At 71.1% G+C, this 21,508-nt stretch carries 20 protein-coding genes; 14 read left to right on the top strand and 6 right to left on the bottom strand.

Going from position 1 to position 21,508, the window contains the following annotated elements:
• Positions 1 to 122: 122 nt before the first annotated feature.
• Entirely contained in the window at positions 123 to 791 is a 669-nt protein-coding gene (locus tag V6V47_RS31535; RefSeq protein WP_334632208.1) for a response regulator transcription factor, read from the bottom strand.
• A 5-nt stretch (positions 792 to 796) separates the two neighbouring features.
• On the bottom strand, positions 797 to 2,023 hold the full coding sequence (locus V6V47_RS31530) for a sensor histidine kinase (protein ID WP_334632207.1): 1,227 nt from the start codon (positions 2,021 to 2,023) through the stop codon (positions 797 to 799).
• Positions 2,024 to 2,266: 243 nt separating this feature from the next.
• Here V6V47_RS31530 and V6V47_RS31525 point away from each other — a divergent pair, with 243 nt between their 5' ends.
• Positions 2,267 to 2,725 carry a hypothetical protein gene (locus tag V6V47_RS31525; RefSeq protein ID WP_334632206.1) on the top strand — a complete coding sequence of 153 codons (459 nt, stop codon included), beginning with the start codon at positions 2,267 to 2,269 and terminating at the stop codon, positions 2,723 to 2,725.
• A gap of 68 nt (positions 2,726 to 2,793) precedes the next feature.
• Here the strand turns inward: V6V47_RS31525 and V6V47_RS31520 are convergent, their stop codons facing one another.
• Positions 2,794 to 3,411, bottom strand: a complete 618-nt coding sequence (locus tag V6V47_RS31520; protein WP_334632205.1) for a DUF4126 domain-containing protein — start codon at positions 3,409 to 3,411, stop codon at positions 2,794 to 2,796.
• 71 nt (positions 3,412 to 3,482) lie between these two features.
• On the opposite strand from V6V47_RS31520, the gene nucS reads away from it, so the two are divergent.
• Entirely contained in the window at positions 3,483 to 4,142 is a 660-nt protein-coding gene (gene nucS, locus V6V47_RS31515; RefSeq protein ID WP_334632204.1) for an endonuclease NucS, read from the top strand.
• Between the two features lie 5 nt (positions 4,143 to 4,147).
• Here the strand turns inward: nucS and V6V47_RS31510 are convergent, their stop codons facing one another.
• Both V6V47_RS31510 and V6V47_RS31505 read right to left on the bottom strand, forming a co-directional pair.
• On the bottom strand, positions 4,148 to 4,807 hold the full coding sequence (locus V6V47_RS31510; RefSeq protein ID WP_334632203.1) for a class I SAM-dependent methyltransferase: 660 nt from the start codon (positions 4,805 to 4,807) through the stop codon (positions 4,148 to 4,150).
• Positions 4,808 to 4,887: 80 nt separating this feature from the next.
• On the bottom strand, positions 4,888 to 6,384 hold the full coding sequence (locus V6V47_RS31505) for an aldehyde dehydrogenase family protein (RefSeq protein WP_334632202.1): 1,497 nt from the start codon (positions 6,382 to 6,384) through the stop codon (positions 4,888 to 4,890).
• Between the two features lie 252 nt (positions 6,385 to 6,636).
• Between V6V47_RS31505 and V6V47_RS31500 the strand changes: the two genes are divergently transcribed.
• The 11 genes from V6V47_RS31500 (at position 6,637) to V6V47_RS31450 (ending at position 18,849) form a co-directional block, all read left to right on the top strand.
• Entirely contained in the window at positions 6,637 to 7,053 is a 417-nt protein-coding gene (locus V6V47_RS31500) for an FHA domain-containing protein (protein ID WP_334632201.1), read from the top strand.
• 333 nt (positions 7,054 to 7,386) lie between these two features.
• Positions 7,387 to 10,641 carry an RHS repeat-associated core domain-containing protein gene (locus tag V6V47_RS31495; protein WP_334632200.1) on the top strand — a complete coding sequence of 1,085 codons (3,255 nt, stop codon included), beginning with the start codon at positions 7,387 to 7,389 and terminating at the stop codon, positions 10,639 to 10,641.
• Between the two features lie 29 nt (positions 10,642 to 10,670).
• A complete protein-coding gene (locus V6V47_RS31490; RefSeq protein ID WP_334632199.1) occupies positions 10,671 to 10,796 on the top strand; it encodes a hypothetical protein in 126 nt (41 codons plus the stop codon).
• On the top strand, positions 10,793 to 11,638 hold the full coding sequence (locus V6V47_RS31485; RefSeq protein ID WP_334632197.1) for a hypothetical protein: 846 nt from the start codon (positions 10,793 to 10,795) through the stop codon (positions 11,636 to 11,638). Before V6V47_RS31490 ends, V6V47_RS31485 begins: the two co-directional genes overlap by 4 nt.
• An 11-nt stretch (positions 11,639 to 11,649) precedes the next feature.
• A complete protein-coding gene (locus tag V6V47_RS31480; RefSeq protein ID WP_334632196.1) occupies positions 11,650 to 12,915 on the top strand; it encodes a copper amine oxidase in 1,266 nt (421 codons plus the stop codon).
• A gap of 94 nt (positions 12,916 to 13,009) precedes the next feature.
• Positions 13,010 to 14,065: an alpha/beta fold hydrolase gene (locus V6V47_RS31475; RefSeq protein ID WP_334632194.1), complete on the top strand. Its 1,056-nt coding sequence runs from the start codon at positions 13,010 to 13,012 to the stop codon at positions 14,063 to 14,065.
• 136 nt (positions 14,066 to 14,201) lie between these two features.
• Positions 14,202 to 15,992 carry a 3-hydroxyacyl-CoA dehydrogenase family protein gene (locus V6V47_RS31470; RefSeq protein WP_334632193.1) on the top strand — a complete coding sequence of 597 codons (1,791 nt, stop codon included), beginning with the start codon at positions 14,202 to 14,204 and terminating at the stop codon, positions 15,990 to 15,992.
• A 40-nt stretch (positions 15,993 to 16,032) separates the two neighbouring features.
• On the top strand, positions 16,033 to 16,527 hold the full coding sequence (locus tag V6V47_RS31465) for a SigE family RNA polymerase sigma factor (RefSeq protein WP_334632191.1): 495 nt from the start codon (positions 16,033 to 16,035) through the stop codon (positions 16,525 to 16,527).
• Complete coding sequence (locus tag V6V47_RS31460) at positions 16,524 to 17,591, top strand: hypothetical protein (protein WP_334632189.1); 1,068 nt, start codon at positions 16,524 to 16,526, stop codon at positions 17,589 to 17,591. The genes V6V47_RS31465 and V6V47_RS31460 overlap by 4 nt, the downstream gene beginning before the upstream one ends.
• A 64-nt stretch (positions 17,592 to 17,655) precedes the next feature.
• A complete protein-coding gene (locus V6V47_RS31455) occupies positions 17,656 to 17,982 on the top strand; it encodes a hypothetical protein (RefSeq protein ID WP_334632187.1) in 327 nt (108 codons plus the stop codon).
• Positions 17,983 to 18,048: 66 nt separating this feature from the next.
• Positions 18,049 to 18,849 carry an alpha/beta hydrolase gene (locus V6V47_RS31450; RefSeq protein ID WP_334632186.1) on the top strand — a complete coding sequence of 267 codons (801 nt, stop codon included), beginning with the start codon at positions 18,049 to 18,051 and terminating at the stop codon, positions 18,847 to 18,849.
• Between the two features lie 7 nt (positions 18,850 to 18,856).
• Here V6V47_RS31450 and V6V47_RS31445 read toward each other — a convergent pair whose 3' ends face one another.
• The gene (locus V6V47_RS31445) at positions 18,857 to 20,155 is read right to left on the bottom strand and encodes an AI-2E family transporter (protein ID WP_334632185.1); all 1,299 of its coding nucleotides are present in this window, start codon (positions 20,153 to 20,155) and stop codon (positions 18,857 to 18,859) included.
• 415 nt (positions 20,156 to 20,570) lie between these two features.
• Here V6V47_RS31445 and V6V47_RS31440 point away from each other — a divergent pair, with 415 nt between their 5' ends.
• Complete coding sequence (locus tag V6V47_RS31440; RefSeq protein WP_334632183.1) at positions 20,571 to 20,915, top strand: hypothetical protein; 345 nt, start codon at positions 20,571 to 20,573, stop codon at positions 20,913 to 20,915.
• Positions 20,916 to 21,508 lie beyond the last annotated feature (593 nt).

Genomic DNA, 21,508 nt, shown 5'->3' with positions numbered 1-21,508 from the left:
CCTACGCCCAGTGGGAGCAGCAGGCCGCCGACCTCGTCGCCCAGCACTGGAACAGCTGACCCCAGAACGAACCCACCGCTGGCCGGCACCCGAAACACCGGGCGCCGGCCAGCGGCATCATGTCATCTGGACCGGGGGCGGCAGGCCGGCGTGACCAGGCCTGCCTCGTACGCGGCAACCACCGCCTGAGCGCGGCTGCACAGGTTCAGCTTGGTCATGGTCCGGTTGATGTGGGTCTTGACCGTCGCTTCGCTGAGGACCAGGTTGTTGGCGATCTCGGCGTTCGTCATCCCCCTGGCGACCAGCCGTAGCACCTCCAGCTCCCGGGCGGTCAGCGGACTCAGGTCGGGTGCCACGCCGGCCCGGTCCCGTTCGCCACGGGTGTACGCCTCGATGAGCCGCCGGGTCACCGTCGGCGCGAACAGCAACTCGCCCTCGGCGACGGTCTGGATGGCGGCGAGCAACCGCTGCGGCGGAGTCTCCTTCAACAGGAAGCCACTCGCGCCGGCGCGGAGCGCGGCGTAGACGTACTCGTCCAGGTCGAAGGTCGTGAGGATGAGGATCCGCGGCGGTGTGCCGCTGGCTGCGGCGAGGATCCGCTCGGTCGCTCGGACCCCGTCGAGCCCGGGCATTCGGATGTCCATCAGGATGACGTCCGGTCGGGTGCTCGCCGCCAGCGCCACCGCCTCGTGACCGTTGGCCGCTTGGCCGACCACCTCCAGGCCGGGAGCGGCACTGATGAGCGCCGCGAGGCCGGCGCTGATGAGAACCTGATCGTCCACGACGAGCACTGTGATCACGTGACGTCCCTCCCGGGTGTGGGGCGCTCCCCGTCCACCATCGCAGGTATCGGCAGGGTGAGGACGACCTCGAAGCCGCCGTCCGGGCGTGTGCCGGCGGTGAGCGTGCCGCCGTAGAGGTGCGCGCGTTCCCGCATGCCGAGCAGGCCATGCCCGTCGGCACCACCGCTCCCGTGCGGGCTCGGCGTGCCGTCGTCCCAGACCCGGGCGGTCAGCCGGTCGTGGCCGAACTGCAGCAGAACGGTCGCCACAGCGTTCGGGGCGTGTTTGAGCACATTGGTCAGACCCTCCTGGATCACCCGGTAGGCACAGAGGTCGACGCCGGGCGGCAGCGGGCGTACGGCGCCACTGCTCGTCACCTCGACCTGCACACCGGCGGTCCGAACCCGCTGCACCAGCTCGTCGAGCTGGCCCAGCCCGGGCGCCGGGGCGTACGACCCACTCTCCTCGCCGGTGCCGTCGGCGTTCAACCGCAGGAGGGACAGCAGTCGGCGTAACTCGTCCAACGCCTCGCCGCTGGTGTCCAGCACCGTACCCAGCGCGGCCCGAGCGGTCTCCGGGTCGGTCACCAGCACGTACCGGGCCAGCCCCGCCTGCACCGAGATGACCGACATGTGGTGCGCGACCACGTCGTGCAGCTCCCGGGCGATGCGGACCCGCTCCTCGACCACCGCGCGACGGGCCCGCTGTTCCTGCTCGTACGCCAGTTGTTGGGCCAGTCGGGCGAGCCGCTGATTGCTGGCGGCAAGCTGCCCGGCGCCGTACCCGATCCACACGATCACGGCGGTCCAGACCACGCCCTGGACGACGGCGACCAGCGGGGTCTCGTGACCGGCGTACACCCAGACGGCGGCGCCGAGCACCGCGGCCGCGACCGCCGTGCGGACCCGGCGTTTCGCGGCGACCGTGTAGAGCGCCAGCAGCATGCCGGGGCTGTTCACCACCGGCCAGTAGCCGAGGCCGATGTAGCCGGCCCAGACGCCGCAGTAGAGCACCAGCACCGCCGTGGGCGCCCGTTGCCGTGCCACCAGCAGCGCACCGAGCAGGCCGGTCAGGAGATAACCCAGCAGGTCCATCGGTCGGAGCCCGGCCGGTGGCTGCTGGCCGCCCAGCGCCAGGCTGACGGCCACCGTCGCGGCGGCCAGCAGCCCGTCCACGAGTAGCGGATGGCGACCGACGAGGCGCCGCAGGGAGGCCGGCCACCTTGCCGGTTGAGCGAGCATGCGCGCACGGTAGCCCAGCTCCGGGCCTGGGTCGTCAGACCACGATGGGCTTCCGGCCTACCACCCTGGTTGTACGACGACCGACGGCAGCACTACGTCCCGTGGTCGGTCGACACCCGCGCCGCTACCGCCAAGGTTTCCACGAACGTCAATCTCCTGCCGGACGCTCGGTTGACGTCGCGTCCGTAGCGTCCTCGCTGTGGTTCGGCGACCGACGCCGGACCGGGCAGGAGGAGGTGCACGATGGCGACAAGGACCGGAGTGGCGCGTTGGGCTGGTCGCGCCGCGACCATCGCCGCGCTCACGGGGGTGAGCCTCGCCGCGACCACCACGGCGGCCCAGGCCGTTGACGAGTGGTACGAGGTGGGCGCCAAGAGCGGCACGTGTCGGCTCGCCCAGAGCCTCATCTACGGTGCGTACGGCGACACCGAGATCTGTTGGCGCGGTACCGAGGTCTGGGTCCGCGGCTTCATCCAGGACACCGCGCCGGACGGGTATCGGGCGGTGCTCCAGATCCGGTACAACGTCGACGGAGACACCGAGTTGCACTACCGGAACTATCTGAGCGACACCAACTCCGCGGACGGCGGGACCTCGGCGGCCTCCTGGTCGAAGGCGCGGTACCCCACGAGGAATCTGACGGCCCGGGCCTGCACCTACGACGGCTCGACGAAGAAGGCCTGCGACGCCACCTGGCGCTGAGCGCAGCCGGGTCGTACGGCGGTACGGACCAGAGGGGGAGGCCCGTCCCGTCGTACCCCGGGAAATTGTCAGACGCGGAAGCCGGCGGCGCGGGCGGCCTCGCGTTCCCGGCGACGTTCGGAGCGTCGGCGGACGAACCAGAAGACGAACACCACCAGGCCGAGCAGGAAGGCGAGCACCAGGATCGGCAGGATGATCGCCGCGAGGGAGACCAGCACGCTGGTGGCGTCCTCGGCGGTGCTGGCCACCGGGGCGCCGAACCCGGCGGTGGTCGCGTTGATGACCGGCCGCGCGGCGGATTTGAGCAGGTGTACGCCCAGCGCGAGCAGGACACCGGTGACCACCGGCACCCACTGGTGGGTGGAGAAGAAGCTCTCCGGGTCGCTGACCGTCACCGTCTCCGACGACGAGCCGGCGCCGAAGGCCAGGCCGCCGGCGGTGGGCCGGACCACGGTCTGCACCACGTCGTTGACGTGGTCGACCACCGGGACCTTGTCCGCCACCATCTCGACGGCGAGAAGCGCGGCCAGGATGACGACGACCCACCCGTTGCCGAGCCACGTCCAGCCACTGGGCAGGTCGATCAGGTCGGTGTAGCGGGCGAGTAGACCGAGGGTGAGCAGGGGGATGTAGGCATTCAGCCCTGCTGACGCGGCGAGGCCGGAACCGGTGAGAACTTCGAGCACGATCTCAGCATGGCACCGACGCGCCAGTGCCGCTCGGTGGCGGTCGGTCGGTGCTCCGCTACCCTCGTCGGGTGCGGTTGGTCATTGCGAAGTGCTCGGTGGACTATGTCGGACGACTCTCGGCGCACCTGCCGTTGGCCACCCGGTTGTTGATGGTGAAGGCGGACGGGTCGGTGTCCATCCATGCCGACGACCGTGCGTACAAGCCGTTGAACTGGATGAGCCCGCCGTGTCGGCTGGAGGAGGCCCCCGGCGTGTGGCGGGTGGTCAACAAGGCCGGCGAGGAGCTGCGGATCACCCTGGAGGAGATCTTCCAGGACACCTCCTACGAGCTGGGCGTCGATCCTGGCCTGCGCAAGGACGGGGTGGAGGCGCACCTCCAGGAGTTGCTGGCAGCCAACCCGGGCGCGTTGGGCGAGGGGTACACGCTGGTCCGCCGCGAGTACATGACGGCGATCGGCCCGGTGGACCTGCTCTGCCGGGACGCCAACTCCGGCTCGGTCGCCGTCGAGGTCAAGCGGCGCGGTGAGATCGACGGGGTGGAGCAGCTCACCCGCTATCTCGAGTTGATGAACCGCGACCCGCTACTGGCCCCGGTCGCCGGGGTCTTCGCCGCGCAGGAGATCAAGCCGCAGGCCCGGGTGCTCGCCGCCGACCGCGGCATTCGCTGCGTGGTCGTCAACTACGACAAGCTGCGCGGCATCGAGAAGGACGAGCTGACCCTCTTCTGATCTGCTCACACCTCGGTCCGCACCGCGATCAGCGACTTCGGCAGGCCGAGCACCCGCTCGATCAGCATTCGCGAGTCGGGGAAGTAGTAGCGCATCTGTGAGCGGTCCAGCAATTCGGTCCAGAGCACCTGATGGATGGCGGCGTCGTGGCTGCGGGTCGGCTTGTGGCCGAGTGGCCAGCGCCGGGCGAGCGCGGTGCGCAGCCGGACGGGCAGGAACTGCATTCCGGGCGCGATCCAGTGCGGCTCGATGGGGAAGTAGCGGTAGGGCGTCTGCACCCAGTGCCGGTCGGCAAGCGAGTGCACGGCGTCGGCGAGTCGCAGCCGGCGTTCGTGCCCGCCCACGTGCTCTAGCACCGAGTTGGAAAAGACCAGATCGTAGTCGCCCTTGACGAGGTGCGCCGGCAGGTCGCAGGCGTCGGCCCGTTCGACCCGGGCCCACTCGGGGACGGCGGCGGGCGGCTGCTCCAGGTTGACCACGGTCACCCGGGCCGGTCGGACGGTGGCGCGGTGCCAGGTGCCGAGCCGGCCGCCGAGGTCGACGACGTGCATGTCCCCGATCTCGGGAAACGTGCGCGCCAGCCAGTCCGAGCGACGACGGCGCCGCCGAGCGGCCCACGACTGGTCGCTGTCGACAAGGCGGTAGCGCAATCGATTGGGGCCCATTTAACGTAATGTACCGCCGTGGGTACGCTAAACAAACATGTGGATACGCTGATCCCCGCCGGAGATCGGTTATCCGACAACTACCTCCCGTACATCATCTTGATGGCCTTGACGAGTCGGGCCACGTCGGCCGGGGTGCGTTCGAAGGTCATCGACGGCAGCAGCGATCGGGCCCGTCGACGCGTGATCGCCTTGGCCCGGCCGAATTCGCGCAGCCCGTCCTCGCCGTGGATCCGCCCGAAGCCGGAGTCGCCCACGCCGCCGAACGGCAGCGTGGACATGCCGGCGAAGGTCAGCGTGGAGTTGACCGACGCCATTCCGGTGCGCAGCCGCCGGGCGATGGTCACCGCACGCCGCCGGCCGAAGACCGAACCACCCAGGCCGTACGGCAGCGCGTTGGCCTTGGCCACGGCCTCGTCGGCGTCGCGGACCCGGCTGATGGTCAGCGTCGGCCCGAAGGTCTCCTCGCGGACGGCGGCCGACTCCTCCGGAACGTCGACCAGGATCGTCGGGTGCACGTACGGGGGTTGCACGGCCTCCGGGCCGCCGAGCACCGCGCGCCCGCCGGAGCTGACGGCGGCGTCGATGTGCCGACGGATCACGTCGAGCTGACCGGGCATGGTGATCGGGCCGATGTCGGCGCCCTCCGGCCCGACGGTCAGCCGGCCCGCCCGGGCCACCACCTTGTCGACGAAGGCGTCGAAGACCGGATCGACGGCGTACACCCGCTCGATGCCGATGCAGGTCTGGCCGGCGTTGGTCATGCCGCCCCACACGCACGCCTCGGCGGCGGCGTCCAGGTCGGCGTCGCTGTCGACGATCATGGCGTCCTTACCGCCGCCCTCGATGAGCACCGGGGTCAGGGTCTCGGCGCAGGCGGCCATCACCTTCCGGGCGGTCGCCGTGGAGCCGGTGAAGGCGAGCTTCTGCACGCCGGACCGGCACAGTGCCGCACCCACGTCGCCCAACCCGTGCACGGCGGTGAACACGGGCTGCTCGGGCACCACCTCGGCGAAGCTGTCCACCAGCCACTGGCCGACGACAGGCGTGTATTCGCTCGGCTTGAGCACCACGGCGTTGCCCGCGGCCAGCGCGTACGCGGCCGAGCCGATCGGGGTGAAGACCGGATAGTTCCACGGCCCGATCACGCCGACCACGCCGTGCGGCTGGTATTCGAGGTGCGCGGAGAACTCGGCGAGGATGAGCCGGGAACGCACCCGGCGCGGGCCGAGCACCCGGGCGGCGTTGCGGGCCGCCCAGTCGATGTGCTCGATCGCGGTGACGACTTCGACGATGGCGTCGGCGACGGGCTTGCCGCCCTCGACGTGCACCAGCTCGGCGAGCTGCTCGATCCGCTTGGCGAGCAGGGCGCGCCAGCGCAGCAGCCGCTCACGGCGGCCGGTGAAGCCCAACCCGGCCCACCATTCGCCGGCGGCGCGGGCGCGCTCCACGGCCTGCCGGACGTCGGCTTCGGTGGCGACCGGGAGGCGACCAGCCTCGACACCGGTGGCCGGGCTGGTGGAGACCAGTTGGCCCGCCTCGATGAGCGGGGTGCCCGGGACATGTACAGCCGTCATGGCGGAAGTCTAGACCTGAGGATTACTCGCCGGTAGGCCGCAATTTGACCGGTGAGACCGAAATCTGACCCGCCCGGCCATTCGTTGATCAGGGCAGGTCAGGAGCCCGGACCGAGCCTCGATCGCCCGAACCGTCGAACAGAACATGGCCGGGAGGTGACGTGGAGCTGGCCGGCTGGTCGGTACTGACGATTACCGTCTGCTGGCAAGCTGACGCGCGGAGTGACGGTGTGAGGGGAGGGCTGACTGTCCATGGAGGAACATCCGGAACTGATGCCGCTGTTGACGGTCGCCGCGGGGCCGATGCGCGGGGCGAGCTTTCGACTACGGGCGCAGCCTCAGGTGATCGGCCGAGCGCCGACCGGCCATGTGGTCATCAACGATCCGCATCTGAGTCGGCAGCACGCGGAGGTGTGGCTGTCCCCGGACGGGGCGTCGCTGCGTGATCTCGGCTCGACCAACGGCACGTGGCTCAATGACCGTCGGATCACCGAGGCGGAGCTGCTCTCCGATGGCGACGTGATCCGGCTCGGCCGCACCGAGCTGCGCCTGTTCGATCCCGGCGTGGCCCACACCGATCCGGTCGGGCTCAGCTTCGGTCCATCCCGGCGCGACATCCGGCCGACCCTGCCCCTGCCGCTGGCCATGCCACCGACCGCACGCCGCTGACCTGGGTGATCGCGGTGCCATACCGCACACTGATCATCTCGTGTGCCCCGCTCCGCCTGATTATTCTAAATATTCAAATGTAGCTAACAGTTCACCTCTGGCAACTGATGGTCATGCCACGCTCTCCCCGTTTCGCCACCAGACCTGGGGAGGTTTTTCGTGGCATTGGTGTCTCCTGCCCGTTTTACGGCGACAATCTGCGCCGTCGTTGTCGTCTCGGCCACCGCACCCGCGGTGTCCGCGGCGGCTGCCCCTGAGGGGCAACCGACCGAGCGGGCCCAGACTCGCTCCGCGCCCGCGCAGCCGGCCTCACCGCGCTCCGCGAAGCGGGTGGTGCTCAGCACCTCCGACGCGCCGGTGACCCGGCTCGCCGGGCCGATCTCCGTTCCGGTCGGCACCGGGCCGGTGCACAGCGCCGCGTTCACGTCGTTCGGCCTCACCGACCGGATGAAGATCGGCGTCAACACGGGCTCCGGCAACCTGCTGATCCGTTCGACCGACCTGACTCTGCCGGGCCTCTCCGGCAACTTCCTGCTCGGGTCGGCGTACAACAGCCTCTTCACCGGCAGCGGCGCGCCCACGGGTTCCCTCGGCTACGGCTGGCGGACCCGCACCGGGGTGGACGTCAAGCTGATCAAGGCCGACGACAACTCGCTGACCTACCTCGCCCCGGACGGGGTCGTCGGCCGGTTCACCCCCGCGGGCAGCGGCTGGACCACTCCCAAGGAGTTCAAGGCCACGCTGGTCGGCGACGGCTCCGGCTGGAAGCTGAGCGACCACGAGTCCGGGCTGAAGTACTTCTTCACCTCGGGCGGCCTGCTCGACCGCAGCGAGGACCGCAACAGCAACGTCACCGACTTCGCGTACGACGCGTCGAACCGGTTGACCACGGTGACGTCGGACCGGGGCACCGCCGCCGCCCGTAAGGTCACCGTCAGCTACGGCACGAACGGCTACCTGAGCAAGATCCAGCAGACCTCCGGTGGGCTGACCCGGCGGGTCGAGTACACCTACGACGGCAACGGCAACCTCACCGAGATCTGCTACCCGACGTTGCGCGACATCCGCTTCGGCTACGACTCGTCGCACCGGATCACGAAGATCACCAGTGGCATCGACGGCTCCGACCCGGGCGCGGTCACCACGGTCACCTACGACAGCCAGCACCGGGTGACCTCGCTGACGCGGGTCATCGACGAGAAGAAGGACCCGGGGGTGGGCGCCACCACCCGTTGGTCGTACCCGTCGACCACCCAGACGCTGGTGGCGGACGCCAACACGGACCTGTCGCGCGCGGTCGCCGACGTTCCGCACACCACGTTCACCATCAACGGCGACAAGCGGGTCACCCGTACCGTCGACCCGGCGGGCAAGACCCGGGACACCTCGTACACCCCGTACCACGACGTGGCCAGCTCGACCGACGCGCTGGGTGCCATCAGCACCAACACCTACGGTGCCAACGGCGGTCAGTCGCTGACCGCCGCCGCCACGGCCTCCGGGGCGGACATCGGCGTCACCTACGGCAACGTCGCCACGCCGAGCAACCCGTTCGGCAACTACCAGGCGTCCGGCGGGACCGACGGCCAGAGCAACAGCAGCACGTTCAGCTACAACGGGGCCGGCAACAGGCTCTCCACCAAGAACGCGCTCGCCGCCGAGGCGAAGGTCGACTACAACACCGACGGCACGGTGAAGTCCACCACCGATCCGAACAACGGCACCAACCGGAGCACCTACCAGTACGACTCCGACAAGCAGTTGACCTCGGTCACCCCGCCGACCGGCACCACGCTGGGCAAGCGCGACCTGACCTACGACGAGTACGGCCGGCTGCACACGATCACGGATGGCGCGGGGCGCAGCACCCACTTCGACTACGACGACGACGACCGCGTCACCAAGATCACCTACTCGGACAAGACCGTGGCGGTCGAGTTCACGTACGACGGCGCCGGCAACCTCTACGCCCGCGAGGACGGCAGCGGCTACCAGAACTACTCGTTCGACCGACTGAACCGGCTGATCGAGCGGTACGCCACCCAGTGGTACATCTACGACCCGGTGGGCAACCTCATCGAGCTCCAGGACCAGCGGGGCAGCAGCTTCTACACGTACGACAGCCGCAACCTGCTCACCAAGCTCGTCGCCGACAAGGCCACGTACACGTTCTCCTACGACGACAACGGCCGCCGCACCGACACCCGGCTCGCGGTCAACACCGGCACCCCGACGCCGCCGAACATCGCCGAGACGCACAACACCTACGACAGTTCGGGCCGGCTCACCCGGACCACCAGCAAGCGGTGGCAGAAGGTCTCCGGCGTCGACCAGTCGTACGTCGTCTACGACGCCTCCTACTGCTACGCCAAGCGGGTCGGCACCGCCGCCTGTTCGACCACCACGACGGACGACACCGGTCTGCGCCAGTGGCAGACCGACCACCACCGCTCCGGCGCGGTCAGCATCTACACCTACGACCAGGGCAACCGGCTGACCAAGGCGACGAACATCGACGGCAAGACCTACGAGTACACCTACGACAGCAACGGCAACCGAGGCACCGTCAAGGTGGACGGGGCGACCACCCAATCGCTCACCTTCAACGCCGCCAACCAGATCACCAGCTCCGGCTACAGCTACGACGGCGCGGGCAACCAGAAGACCGGCTCGGCCACGCGCTCCTTCGGATACAACGCCGCCGAGCAGCTGATCAGCGGCAAGGACGCCAAGGGCGGGGCGATCACGTGGGAGTACAGCGGTAGCGACCAGGTCGAGCTGGGCTGGAAGGACACCGTGGACTTCGACCACCGGTACTTCTACGGCCTGGCCGACGGCACCGGGCAGCCAGCGGTGCAGAGCTACACGGTGCCCAGCTCCTACAGCCGGCACTACGTCGAGCGGGACGGCTCGGGAACCCCGTTGGGCTTCCGCGCCAAGACCAACGGTGTCTTCCACCACTGGTTCTACGTCCTCGACGGCCTCGGTTCGGTGGTCGGCCTGATCAAGCACGACGGGGCGGTGGCCGCCAGCTACACGTACGACCCGTACGGCAACGTGGTGAAGAGCAGTGGCGGCACCGACGAGGTGGAGGAGAACGCGCTGGGCTTCGCCGGCGGTCTCCGGCACGACGACCTCACCAAGATGGGCAAGCGCTGGTACGACCCGGCGACCGGCCGGTTCACCCAGCAGGACCGGCTCAACCTCATCGGTGACCCGGCGAACGGCAACCGGTACGCGTACGCCGGTGCGAACCCGGTGACCAACGTGGACCCCGCCGGTCTCGCCACCCAGACGATCGGCGGCGAGCTCTGCTACTACGTCTGCGTCAGCGCTGGCTGGTCCTGGGACGACGAGGGCGACTCGGGGGCGGTCGTCGGGCTCGGCGCGGGTCAGGGCGGCTCCTTTGGGTACTCGGAGAGCACCGGAACGGTCGATGAGGGTGCCAGTGCGACCGCCGAGTGCAACCTCGGGTCGTTCAGTGTCGGAGTCAGCGAGTCGTTCTCGACCGGCGAGGACGACTACTCGGCCGGCTTCGGCAGCCCCAGCGGCGCATCCTGCTCGGCCGGTCTCCAGTATCAGTTCTGACCAGCGATCCAAACCCTGAAGGAGGAGCCATGCCGTGGTTGGCGGTAACCGGAGGCGGTGGCGGCACCGAGTGGCCGGCCTGGGCGATCGGGCTGTTTCTCGTCGCGTTCGTGCTGGCCGGCATCTTCGTGCTGATCAAGCGTCGAGGCCGGTGACGTCCCGCGAACCGGCCGGTGCGGGGCTTCGGGGAAACCCGGAGCCCCGCACCACCCCCGATCCGGCAGCGGGCAGTCCGTGGACCTCGCGGGCGTACCGACTGCGCTGGGGTGCCGGCCTGGCCACCGCCGCGGCGCTGGTCGCGCTCGCGCCCGCGCCCTGGGGCGCCGGCGCGTCCTCCCGGCCTTCGCCCGCCGGGGCGACCAACCCGGCCGGCGCCGTCGACCCGGTCGGCCCCGGGCAGGTGTCCGACCCGTCGTACGGCCCGCCGCCGGCCAGCGGCACCGGCCGGGACCCGCTCACCCCGACCGAGCTGGACCGGGCCCGATCCCTCGGCGGCAACGGCGGCCCGCTCGCCGGCGCCGAGGACGTCGCCGGCGGCGTGGGTGGCGAGCAGCTCTCGGTGGAGCTGGTCGCCCGGCGGCCGGACGGGCACCGCCGGGCGGCGCTGTTCACCTACGACTACCGCGCCGACCGGCTGGTCAAGCAGGTGGTCGACCTGACCGCTGGTCGGCTGGAGGGCAGCTACGCCGCTGCCGAGATGCAACCCCCAGCGGTGCCCCGGGAAGTCCGGGTGGCCCTCGACCTGTTGCTGGCCGACCCACTCGGGGACCGGCTGCGCACCCGCTACCGGGAGCTGGCCGGCCGGCCACTCACCGAACCGGCCCAGCTCGTGGCGACCGCGCAGACCTACCTGGCCCCGGCCGCGGGCGGGCCGGCCGCGAACTGTGGACGGCACCGCTGCGTCCAGCTCATCACGCAGCTCCCCGACGGCCCCTTCGTGGACGTCACCGATCTCGTCGTCGACCTTTCCGGGCGCACGGTCGTCCGGCTGAGCTGAGGCAGGCAGCGTTGCTCCCACCCCGATCCGTTCCGGCCGCCGCGACGGCCGCTCTGTTGCTGGCCAGCGCGGGGACCCTGCTGTTCGGCTCGTCGACAAACGGCCGGGCCGCCGACCCGGCACCGGACTGCGGCACGTCCGGGCTGGTCCGGGAGACCCTGCCGAACGGCACGCGCTGGCAGCTCTGCTGGCACGTCGACGCGAAGACCGGGCTGGTGCTGGAGCAGGTGGCCGTCCGCGCGCGAGGCGCCACCGCCCCCGTCCGGGTGCTCGGCTCGATCACCATGGCCCAGCTCAACGTCCCCTACGACTCGGGCACCAACGAGTGGAACGACATCACCTCCTACGGCTTCGGCGGCGACCGGATGCAGACACTGACCGGCGAAGACTGCCGGGGCGGTTCCCGGCGACCGGCGGCAACCGGTGCCGGACCGGCCGGCAACCGGGTGCTCTGTGTGAGCGAGGAACGCAGCGGTCCGGCGTTCCGACTCAACGACGAGGCGACCGCCGAGACCTTCTCGGAGCAGGGCGACGACCTGGTGCTGCGTACGTACTCCAAGGTGGGCTGGTACGAGTACGTCAACGAGTACCGCCTCAGCGACGACGGGGTGATCTCGGTGGGTCTGGGCGCGACCGGCGACCTGTCCCCGTACGACTTCTCCGGGCCGACGGACGGGTGGCCGGTCGGCGTGGGGGAGAGCGACCACGCGTCCAGCCACCACCACAGCGCGTTCTGGCGGGTCGACTTCGACCTGGACGGGCAGGGCGGCGAAGGGGTGGAGCAGTACGACACCGCGCCGACCGGTGACCGGGGCCGGCGCTCGGCGATCCTGGCCACCACCCGGACGCCGGTCGCCACCGAGGCGACCGCCACCGTGGCCAACCGGCGGTGGTGGCGGGTGGCCAGCCCGACCAGCCTCAACGCCGACGGGCACCCACGCTCGTACGAGCTGGCCCTGACCGGTGGGGACAGCTACGAGGCCCACCCGGAGACGATCCCCGACGTCACGTTCACCCAGTACCGCGAGTGCGAGAAGTTCGCCACCTTCAACACCGACCCGGAGTGCCAGGCCCGGACAATCCTCGACTACACCAACGGTGAGGCGTTGACCGATCCGGTGCTCTGGGTCCGGGTCGGCTACCACCACGTCCCCCGGGACGAGGACCAGAGCCCGATGCCGGTGCACTGGCAGGGCTTCCAACTCGTACCCCGGGACATGTTCGCCACCAACCCGATCGGCCCGAGCGCCCGCGCCACGATCAACGGGCGCCCCTGACCGGCTCGCACGGCGATGGGCCACACCGGGTGCCGCCGCCGGGTGGGCGCCAGACACCTGGACCGCCGCCCGCGGGCGTGGCACCATCCCGCGGATGGAGACCGAGCAGCGGACCGTGACGGCGAACGGCATCACCCAGGCGGTCCGGGTGGCCGGGCCGCCGGACGGCCCGCCGGTGCTGCTCATCCACGGGAACTGCTCGTCGGCGCTGTTCTGGGAGCCGCTGGTCCGTCGGCTGCCGCCGACGCTGCGGGTGGTCGCCCCCGACCTGCGCGGCTACGGCGACACCGAGACCGCCCCGGTGGACGCCACGCGGGGCCTGCGGGACTTCGCCGACGACGTCGCCGCCCTGCTGGACGACCCGACGCTCTTTGCGGCCACCGACGCGCGGCCCGTCGTGGTCGGGCACTCCCTCGGCGGGGGCGTGGCGATGCGACTGCTGATCGACCACCCGCACCGGGTGGGCGCGCTGCTGCTGGCCGCCCCGGTCTCCCCGTACGGCTTCGGTGGCACCCGCGACCTGACCGGCACGCCGACCACCCCCGACTTCGCCGGCACCGGCGCCGGCACGGCGAACCCGGACTTCGTCGCCCGGCTGGCCGCCGGTGACCGGAGCACGGACGAGCCGGCCAGCCCGCGCGCCGTGCTGCGGGCCACCTATGTGGCCGATCCGGCCTCGCTCGGCACCGACGAGGAGCTGCTGCTGGACAGCTTGCTCTCCACCGCCACCGGGGACGACAACTACCCCGGCACGGCAACCCCCTCGGCGAACTGGCCGGGCACCGCCCCGGGGGAGCGCGGCGTGCTCAACGCGCTCGCGCCGACCTGGTTCCGGCTCGCCGACGAGCTGGTTGCCGTCGCCGGCAAACCACCGGTCACCTGGGTACGCGGGGACGCCGACGTGATCGTCTCGGACACCTCGCTGTTCGACCTGGCGTACCTGGGGTCGCTGGGCGTGGTGCCGGGCTGGCCGGGCGAGGCGGACTGCCCGGCGCAGCCGATGGTCGGCCAGACCCGGGCGGTCCTGGAGCGGTACGCGGCGGCCGGCGGCGCGTACCACGAGGTGGTGTTGCCCGGCTGCGGGCACAGCCCACACCTGGAGCGTCCGGCGGAGTTCGTCGCGGAGCTGCTGGCGCTGACCGCGAGCTGACCGCGGGCCCTCCACCCGACGGCGCCGTGGGTGAAATATGCCACGGCGTCTCGACAACCGAGCGTCACGTGGCAGACTCGCGCGCATAACTTACCGGCCGTTCAGCGGCCGTGCGGAGTGTCTGGGGAGGCCGGTCGTGGCGCGCGAGTTCAGCACCGTGGGTGTGGTGGGGCTGGGCACCATGGGTGCCGGCATCGTCGAGGTCTTCGCCCGCAACGGCATCGACGTGGTGGCGGTCGAGATCTCCGAGCCGGCGCTGGAACGCGGCCGGGCCACCCTGACCGGCTCCACCGACCGCGCCGTGGCCAAGGGCAAGCTCGTCCCGGCCGACCGGGACGCACTGCACGAGCGGGTGCACTTCGAGGTCGGGCTGGACGCGCTGCACTCCGTCGACCTGGTGATCGAGGCGGTGCCCGAGCACCTCGACCTCAAGCAGCGGATCTTCGCGGAGCTGGACCGGGTGTGCCGGCCGGAGACCATCCTGGCCACCAACACCTCGTCGTTGAGCGTCACCGAGATCTCAGTGGCCACCACCCGGCCCAACCAGGTGATCGGCATCCACTTCTTCAACCCCGCGCCGGTGATGAAGCTGGTCGAGGTGGTCCGCACCGTGGTCACCGCACCCGAGGTGGTCGCCGACGTGGAGGCGCTCTGCGCCCGGCTCGGCAAGGTCGACGTCACCATCAACGACCGGGCCGGCTTCATCGCCAACGCGCTGCTCTTCGGCTACCTCAACCACGCGGTCGGCATGTTCGAGTCGCACTACGCGACCCGGGAGGACATCGACGCCGCCATGAAGCTCGGCTGCGGCCTGCCGATGGGCCCGCTGGCGCTGATGGACCTGATCGGCCTCGACACCGCGTACGAGATCCTGGACACCATGTACCGGCGCGGCGGGCGGGACCGCCGGCACGCCCCGGTGCCGCTGCTCAAGCAGATGGTGACCGCGGGGCTGCTCGGCCGGAAGTCCGGCCGGGGCTTCTACACCTACGAGCGGCCCGGCTCACCGGTGGTCGTACCGGACGAGGCGACGCCGCTGGCCGCGCAGACCGCGCTCGCCGACGGCGCGCGCGCCATCACGAAGGTCGGCGTGGTCGGTTCCGGGACGATGGCCACCGGGATCATCGAGGTCTTCGCGAAGGCCGGCTACGAGGTCGTCTCGGTGACCCGGGGCATGGAGAAGTCCGCGACGGTCTGTGAGGCGGTCAAGACCTCGCTCAACAAGGGCGTGGTGCGTGGCAAGCTCGCCGAGGCCGACCGGGACGCCGCGTTGGGCCGGATCAGCTGGTCGGCCACGCTCGACCACCTCGCCGACGTCGACCTCGTGGTCGAGGCGGTGGTCGAGGAGTTGAGCGTGAAGAAGGCGCTCTTCGCCAGCCTCGACGAGATCTGCAAGCCGGGCGTCGTGCTCGCCACCACCACCTCCTCGCTGCCGGTGATCGACGTGGCGATGGCCACCCACCGGCCGGCCGACGTGGTAGGGCTGCACTTCTTCAACCCGGCGCCGGTCATGCCGCTGGTCGAGGTCGTCCGCACCATCCGCACCTCGGCGGAGGCCACCGCGACCGCCCGCGCGGTCTGCGCCGCGCTGGGCAAGACCGCCGTGGTCTGTGGTGACCGGTCCGGGTTCATCGTCAACGCGCTGCTCTTCCCGTATCTCAACGACGCCGTGCGGATGCTGGAGGCCAGCTACTCCACGGCCGACGACATCGACCACGCGATGAAGCTGGGCTGCGGCTACCCGATGGGTCCGTTCGAGCTGCTCGACGTGGTCGGGCTGGACGTCTCGCTGGCCATCCAGCGGGAGCTGTACCTGGAGCTGCGCGAGCCGGGCTTCGCGCCCGCGCCGCTGCTGGAGCACCTGGTGACCGCCGGCTACCTGGGCCGCAAGACCCGCCGGGGCTTCCGCGACCACTCGCACCGCTGACCGGGTCAACGCCGGAGGGGCGCCGCGGCGTCTGCAAGGTGTGACCTTCGAGGAGTACGTCAGCAGTCGCGGGCCGGCACTCGTCCGGCTGGCCCGCCTGCTCACCGGTGACGAGCACCGGGCCGAGGACCTCGCCCAGGACGTGCTGGCGCGCGCGTACGTGCACTGGCGCAGGATCTCCCGGGCCGACCGGCCGGACGTCTACGTCCGCCGGATGCTGATCAACGCCAACAACTCCTGGTGGCGACGCCGGTCGAGCCGTGAACTGGCCACCGACGCCTTCGCCGACCGGCCGCAACGCGGCGACCTCGGCGGCGAGGTCGCCGACCGGGACGAGATGTGGCGGTTGATCCGCAGCCTGCCCGACCGTCAGCGGGCGGTGCTGGTGCTGCGCTACTACGAGGACCTCGACGACGCGACCATCGCCCAGATCCTGGACTGCTCGCCGGTCACCGTCCGCACCCACGCGATGCGGGCGTTCGCGAACCTCCGGGAGCGCTACGGCGTCCCGACGACCAACGGGAGCCGACCGTGACCGACCTCGACCAGCGGATCATCCAGACCCTGCGGGAGCGTGCCGAGGGTGACGTGGACACGGGCCGGCTGCTGCGGGGTTCCCGGGCACTGGGCCGCAGCCGGCAACTGCACCGCCGGGTTGCCACGGGCACCGCGCTGGCTCTGGTCGGCGTCCTTGGCTTCGTCGCGGTTGCCGGGACGGACCTCGACGGACTGACCGGCCGCCTGCCCTGGACCGCCACCACGCCGACCGAGGCCACACCGGTGCCGGCCCGCGTTGACGGGGCGCCCGGGGCCGCCGCCGACCCGGCTCTGGTCGGCACCGACCCGCAACTACTGCACTTCGGCCTCGACCCCGCCAAGGCCCGCTATCTGAGCTGGGCGGTCGCCGGGGACCGGTCCGAGGCGGTACGGCTCAGCGTGGCGGGTGGACAACCGGTTCATGTCGAGGTGAGAAATACACCGGAGTTCTCCATCGGCCTCACCCTCGACGGCGTCTCTGTCGAGGTGGCCAAACCGGGGCCGCCGACCTTCGACGGCACGCTCCAGCCGACGACCGGCGTCGCCGGTGGGCTGGTCAAGTCGTGGCGTCCCGCGCCGGGCCTGTACGCCCGAGCCGTCATGCTGCGTGGGGACCGGGCGGGCCTGGAGCGGGCGGTCGAGGCGCTGCGCTGGGACGAGGTCCGCCGATGCGCCGCGCCACTACGGCTCGACGCCCTGCCCGAGGGCGCGACCCTCAGTGCCTGCTCGGTCGACGTCAACTCGTACCCGAGGCTGATCACCGCGGAGTTCACCGTGCGGCGGGCGGAGACCCAGTACATGTGGGTTCGCTACCGGTACGCGAGCCAGGCCGGCACCCGTACCCAGGGGAACCGGACCATCGCCGGTCGGCCCGCTGACCTCTCACCGAACGGGACGACGCTGGAACTGGTCGGTATCCCCAGGACGCAGGTGCTCGCCGACTTCGGCTGGCCGTGGGAGGACGACAACCGGCCAACCAGCTTCACCGAGGCGGACGCGACGATCGTGCTGGCGGGAGCGCGGGTCATCGAGGACCCGACGCGGCTGCAGAGCTGGGAATGAACTCAGCCGTCGGCCGGACCGCCCCCGGGGCTGGTCCGGCCGACGGAACGTACGCTTGGTGATTGTGAGCCCTCGTCGCAACCGCCCCCGCCGGGACGAGAACGCCAACCTGGACGACGACCGGGTCCGGCAGGGGGTCGCCTCGGTGCAGCAGTGGACCGACGGCGCCTGGCAGGTACGCGGGATCGGCGCGGGCGCGTCGGTCAAGACGTACCGTTGCCCCGGCTGTGACCAGGAGATCCGACCCGGGGTGGCCCACCTGGTGGCCTGGCCCGCCGACGGCCTGGGTGACCTGACCGACCGGCGACACTGGCACAGCGGCTGTTGGCGGGCCCGGGACCGGCGCGGGCCGGCGGTGCAGCGCGGCCGGGGCGCCCCGCGCTACGGCTGAGCGATCTGGATCACCCTGTTCGCGCCCGGGCGGGCGGCGACGGCGACTTCGCGACAGACTTGAGCGGTGAGCACATCGATCCGCGCGTCGTCGATCCTGCCCGGCCGCCGGGAGGACATCGAGCTGCACACCGCCGACGGTCTACGGCTGGTCGGTGAGCTGGCCCTGCCGGCCGACCGGCCGCCGGTCGCCACGCTGGTCTGCCTGCACCCGCTGCCCACCCACGGCGGAATGATGGACAGCCACGTGTTCCGCAAGGCCGCCTGGCGGCTGCCCGCGCTGGCCGACCTGGCCGTGCTCCGGTTCAACACCCGGGGGACCAGCAGCCTGCGCGGCACCAGCGAAGGGGCCTTCGACACCGCCGTCGGCGAGCGCTACGACGTGGCCGCCGCCATCGAGTACGCGGAGTTCGCCGAGCTGCCGAACATCTGGCTGGTCGGCTGGTCGTTCGGCACCGACCTGGCGTTGAAGTACGGCTGCGACCCGGCGGTCGCCGGGGCGATCCTGCTCTCCCCGCCACTGCGCTTCTCGGCCCCCGAAGACCTGGCCACCTGGGCCGGGTCGGGTCGGCCGCTGACGGCCCTGGTGCCGGAGTTCGACGACTACCTGCGGCCGGCCGAGGCCCGGGAACGGTTCGCCGCCGTGCCGCAGGCCGAGGTGGTCGATGTGCCGGGCGCCAAGCACCTCTGGGTCGGTGACGCGGAGACGGTGCTCGACGAGATCGTCCGCCGGGTGAACCCGGCCGTCGAGGTGCCGCTCCCGAGGACCTGGGACGGCCCGATGGAGACCGGCGACGTCAGCGCGTACGCCGACCGGACGGTGGCCTCGTTCGCCGACACGCCCGTCCCCGGCCCACTCGCCGACTGACCCGCCCTCAGCGGGTCTCCTGCCGGGGGAGTGCCACCTCGCGCAGGATCAGTTGCAGCGCGGCCACCGTGGGGATGGCGATCAGCGCGCCCACCACACCCAGCAGGGACACCCCGAGCAACGCCGCCAGTAGGGCGGCCACCTCGTTGACCTCCACCGACCGCCGCATCACCTTCGGGTAGATCAGGTAGTTCTCCACCTGCTGGTAGACGAGGAAGAAGACCGCGCAGGCGATGCCCGTCGGCAGGTCGGTGGCGAAGCCGACCAGGCTCACGATCACCGCGCCCAGCGTGGCGCCGATCTGCGGGATCAGGTCGGTCACCGCGACCACCACGGCCAGCGCGAACGGGTACGGCAGCCCGACGATCAGCGCGAAGACGAAGGTGGTCGCCCCGGCCAGCACCGCGATGCTCAGCGCACCAACCATGTAGGCGCCGACCTTCGCCAGGATCTCGTCACCGATGAGCTGCACCCGCTCCCGACGGGACCGGGGCACCAGCGCGTACCCCAGCGAGCGCAGCCGGTTGAAGTAGGCCAGGAAGTAGATGGTCAACACCAGCACGGTCAACGCCCGGAACACCGTGCCGAAGATCAGTTGAGCGCCGCCGAGCACCCCGCCGAGCGCCCGACCCACGGTCTCCGCGTTGGCCGCGCCCTGCACCCGCTCCACCAGGTCGTACCGCTCCACCAGGTCATTGACCGTCGGATTGCGGCGCAACTCCTCGACGTAACTGGGCAACTGTTCGATGAACTGCCCGGACTGGGTCACGATCGGCGGGACCAGCGCGACCACGCCGCCGCAGAGCAGCAGCACCACGGCCAGCGCCACCACCGCCACCGCCAGGCCGTGCGGTACGCCCCAGCGGCGGAGCCGCACCACCGCCGGGTTGAGGCCGATCGCCAGGAAGAGCGCGATCAACACCAACACCAGGATGCCGCCGGCGTTCCGGATCCCCAGATAGAGGGTGTACGCCAGCAGCACGCCGAGCGCCCCGGTGAAGCCGACCAGGAAGCTGCCGCGGCGCAGCGGACGTCCCGGCGTACCGAAGCGCCCGGACGGGGCGGCTGGCGGCTCTGCGGCGTTGACTGGCTCTGCGGCGTTGACTGGCTCTGCGGCGTTGACTTCCGGGGCGGGAACCGGTGACGTCCGGGTCGACGGTGACCCGGTCGGCGGTGACCCGGTCGGCGGTGACCCGGTCGACTGCGGCTGGGCTGGCTGCGGCCCGGCCGGCGGGGCGCCAGCCGACGGGCCGGGGGTCTCGTCCGGGTCGTCCGGGTCGTCCGTCGACGGACCGTGCTGCGGCACCAGGGACCTCCAAGAACGTCTGTCTGCCGTCGTGAAGCAGAGTAGCCACGTCACCATCACCGTCAATGACGACGCCGACAAGCTGACCCTGGAGGGCTGCCAGCTTGTCGGGCTGCCGGGCTGTCGGGTTGCCGGGCTGTCGGGTTGCCGGGCTGTCGGGTTGTCGGGCTGCGGGCTGCCGGGCTGCCAGCTTGTCGGGTTGCTGGCTTGCCGGGCTGCAGGGTTGCCGGGTTGCTCACCCGTGCACCGTCACCCGATGACGAACCTCCCGTTGCCCCAGCCGAGGAGGTACCCCCCCATGCCCAGCTCCAGTTGTGCCGGCCGGTCCCGACCGTCCGCGCCCCCGAGGTCCGCGCCGAAGTCGTCCACCGGCTGCTCACCAGACCCCGGCCGTCCGGGGCGCGTGTGGACGTCGATGACCGCACCACCGCAGCCGCAGCTCGGGGCGTACCCCGCACGACCCCGACCCCGTGGCGATCGGACGCCGCACACCCCGCTGCGACCGACGTGGTGTTGCCGGGCCGACGGCCGGCCATGGCCTTGCGCCAAGGCCCGGCTGCTGCTCAAGGCTGAGTTCGACGCGGACCCGGTCGCTCTGACCGTCTACCTGGCCGGGCTCTATCACGAGGCGGCACACGACCTGTACCAGCTCGACCCGCCCGACCGGCCGAGCCCTCGGGAGCTGTTCGACCGCTTCGTCGCGTGGGGGCCGTCCCGCCGGCCGGTCATCGACCCGCCCACCGACCCCGCCGCGCCCTGATTCCCGTGCGCCCTGACCCCCGTGCGCGCCCTGATCCGCGTAGTGCCCTGACCCGCGCGCCCTGACCCGGGCGCGCCCTGACCCGGGCGCGCCCTGACCCGGGCGCGCCCTGACCCGGGCGCGCCCTGACCCGGGCGCGCCCTGACCCGGGCGCGCCCTGACCCGGGCGCGCCCTGACCCGGGCGCGCCCTGACCCGGGCGCGCCCTGACCCGCGCGCGACCTGATCTCCGTGCTCGGCGTGCGGCGTCCTGATACGCCGTGCCGCGCCGATCTTGCAGTTTCAGTCGCCGAAATGCGCGGATTGCCCCCTACGTCGAGGCAGCAACTGCAAGATCGCGGGAGGGGTAGCTCGGCCCTCGTCGATCATGGAGTTGTGGTGCCCGACTTGGCGTATAGCGGTTGTTTTGTCGCCCACCACAACTCCTTGATCGGCGAGGAAGAGTGGCGGCTCGTCGGGGGCTGACTCCCGGTGAGCGGATCTTGGACAGTTTCCGTTACGTGGGTGGGCTCAACCGGTGGTTGCAACACCCTTCCATGATCTTCGTTGGGGTGGTTGTGGCGTCGAGGTTGAGCCCGCTGGAGCGGGAGCAGA

It is taken from the genome of Micromonospora sp. CPCC 205539 (assembly GCF_036906815.1).
Classification (GTDB): domain Bacteria; phylum Actinomycetota; class Actinomycetes; order Mycobacteriales; family Micromonosporaceae; genus Micromonospora.
The sequence above is the reverse complement of the archived record's forward strand: the minus strand, read 5'-3'. Positions and strand labels throughout refer to the sequence as shown.

Bases quoted from the DNA above. Each gene is read 5' to 3' on its own strand.
- V6V47_RS31530 (WP_334632207.1), bottom strand. From the start codon at position 2,023: ATGCTCGCTCAACCGGCAAGGTGGCCGGCCTCCCTGCGGCGCCTCGTC.
- V6V47_RS31525 (WP_334632206.1), top strand. From the start codon at position 2,267: ATGGCGACAAGGACCGGAGTGGCGCGTTGGGCTGGTCGCGCCGCGACC.
- V6V47_RS31510 (WP_334632203.1), bottom strand. From the start codon at position 4,807: ATGGGCCCCAATCGATTGCGCTACCGCCTTGTCGACAGCGACCAGTCG.
- V6V47_RS31505 (WP_334632202.1), bottom strand. From the start codon at position 6,384: ATGACGGCTGTACATGTCCCGGGCACCCCGCTCATCGAGGCGGGCCAA.
- V6V47_RS31500 (WP_334632201.1), top strand. From the start codon at position 6,637: ATGGAGGAACATCCGGAACTGATGCCGCTGTTGACGGTCGCCGCGGGG.
- V6V47_RS31490 (WP_334632199.1), top strand. From the start codon at position 10,671: ATGCCGTGGTTGGCGGTAACCGGAGGCGGTGGCGGCACCGAGTGGCCG.
- V6V47_RS31475 (WP_334632194.1), top strand. From the start codon at position 13,010: ATGGAGACCGAGCAGCGGACCGTGACGGCGAACGGCATCACCCAGGCG.
- V6V47_RS31440 (WP_334632183.1), top strand. From the start codon at position 20,571: ATGACCGCACCACCGCAGCCGCAGCTCGGGGCGTACCCCGCACGACCC.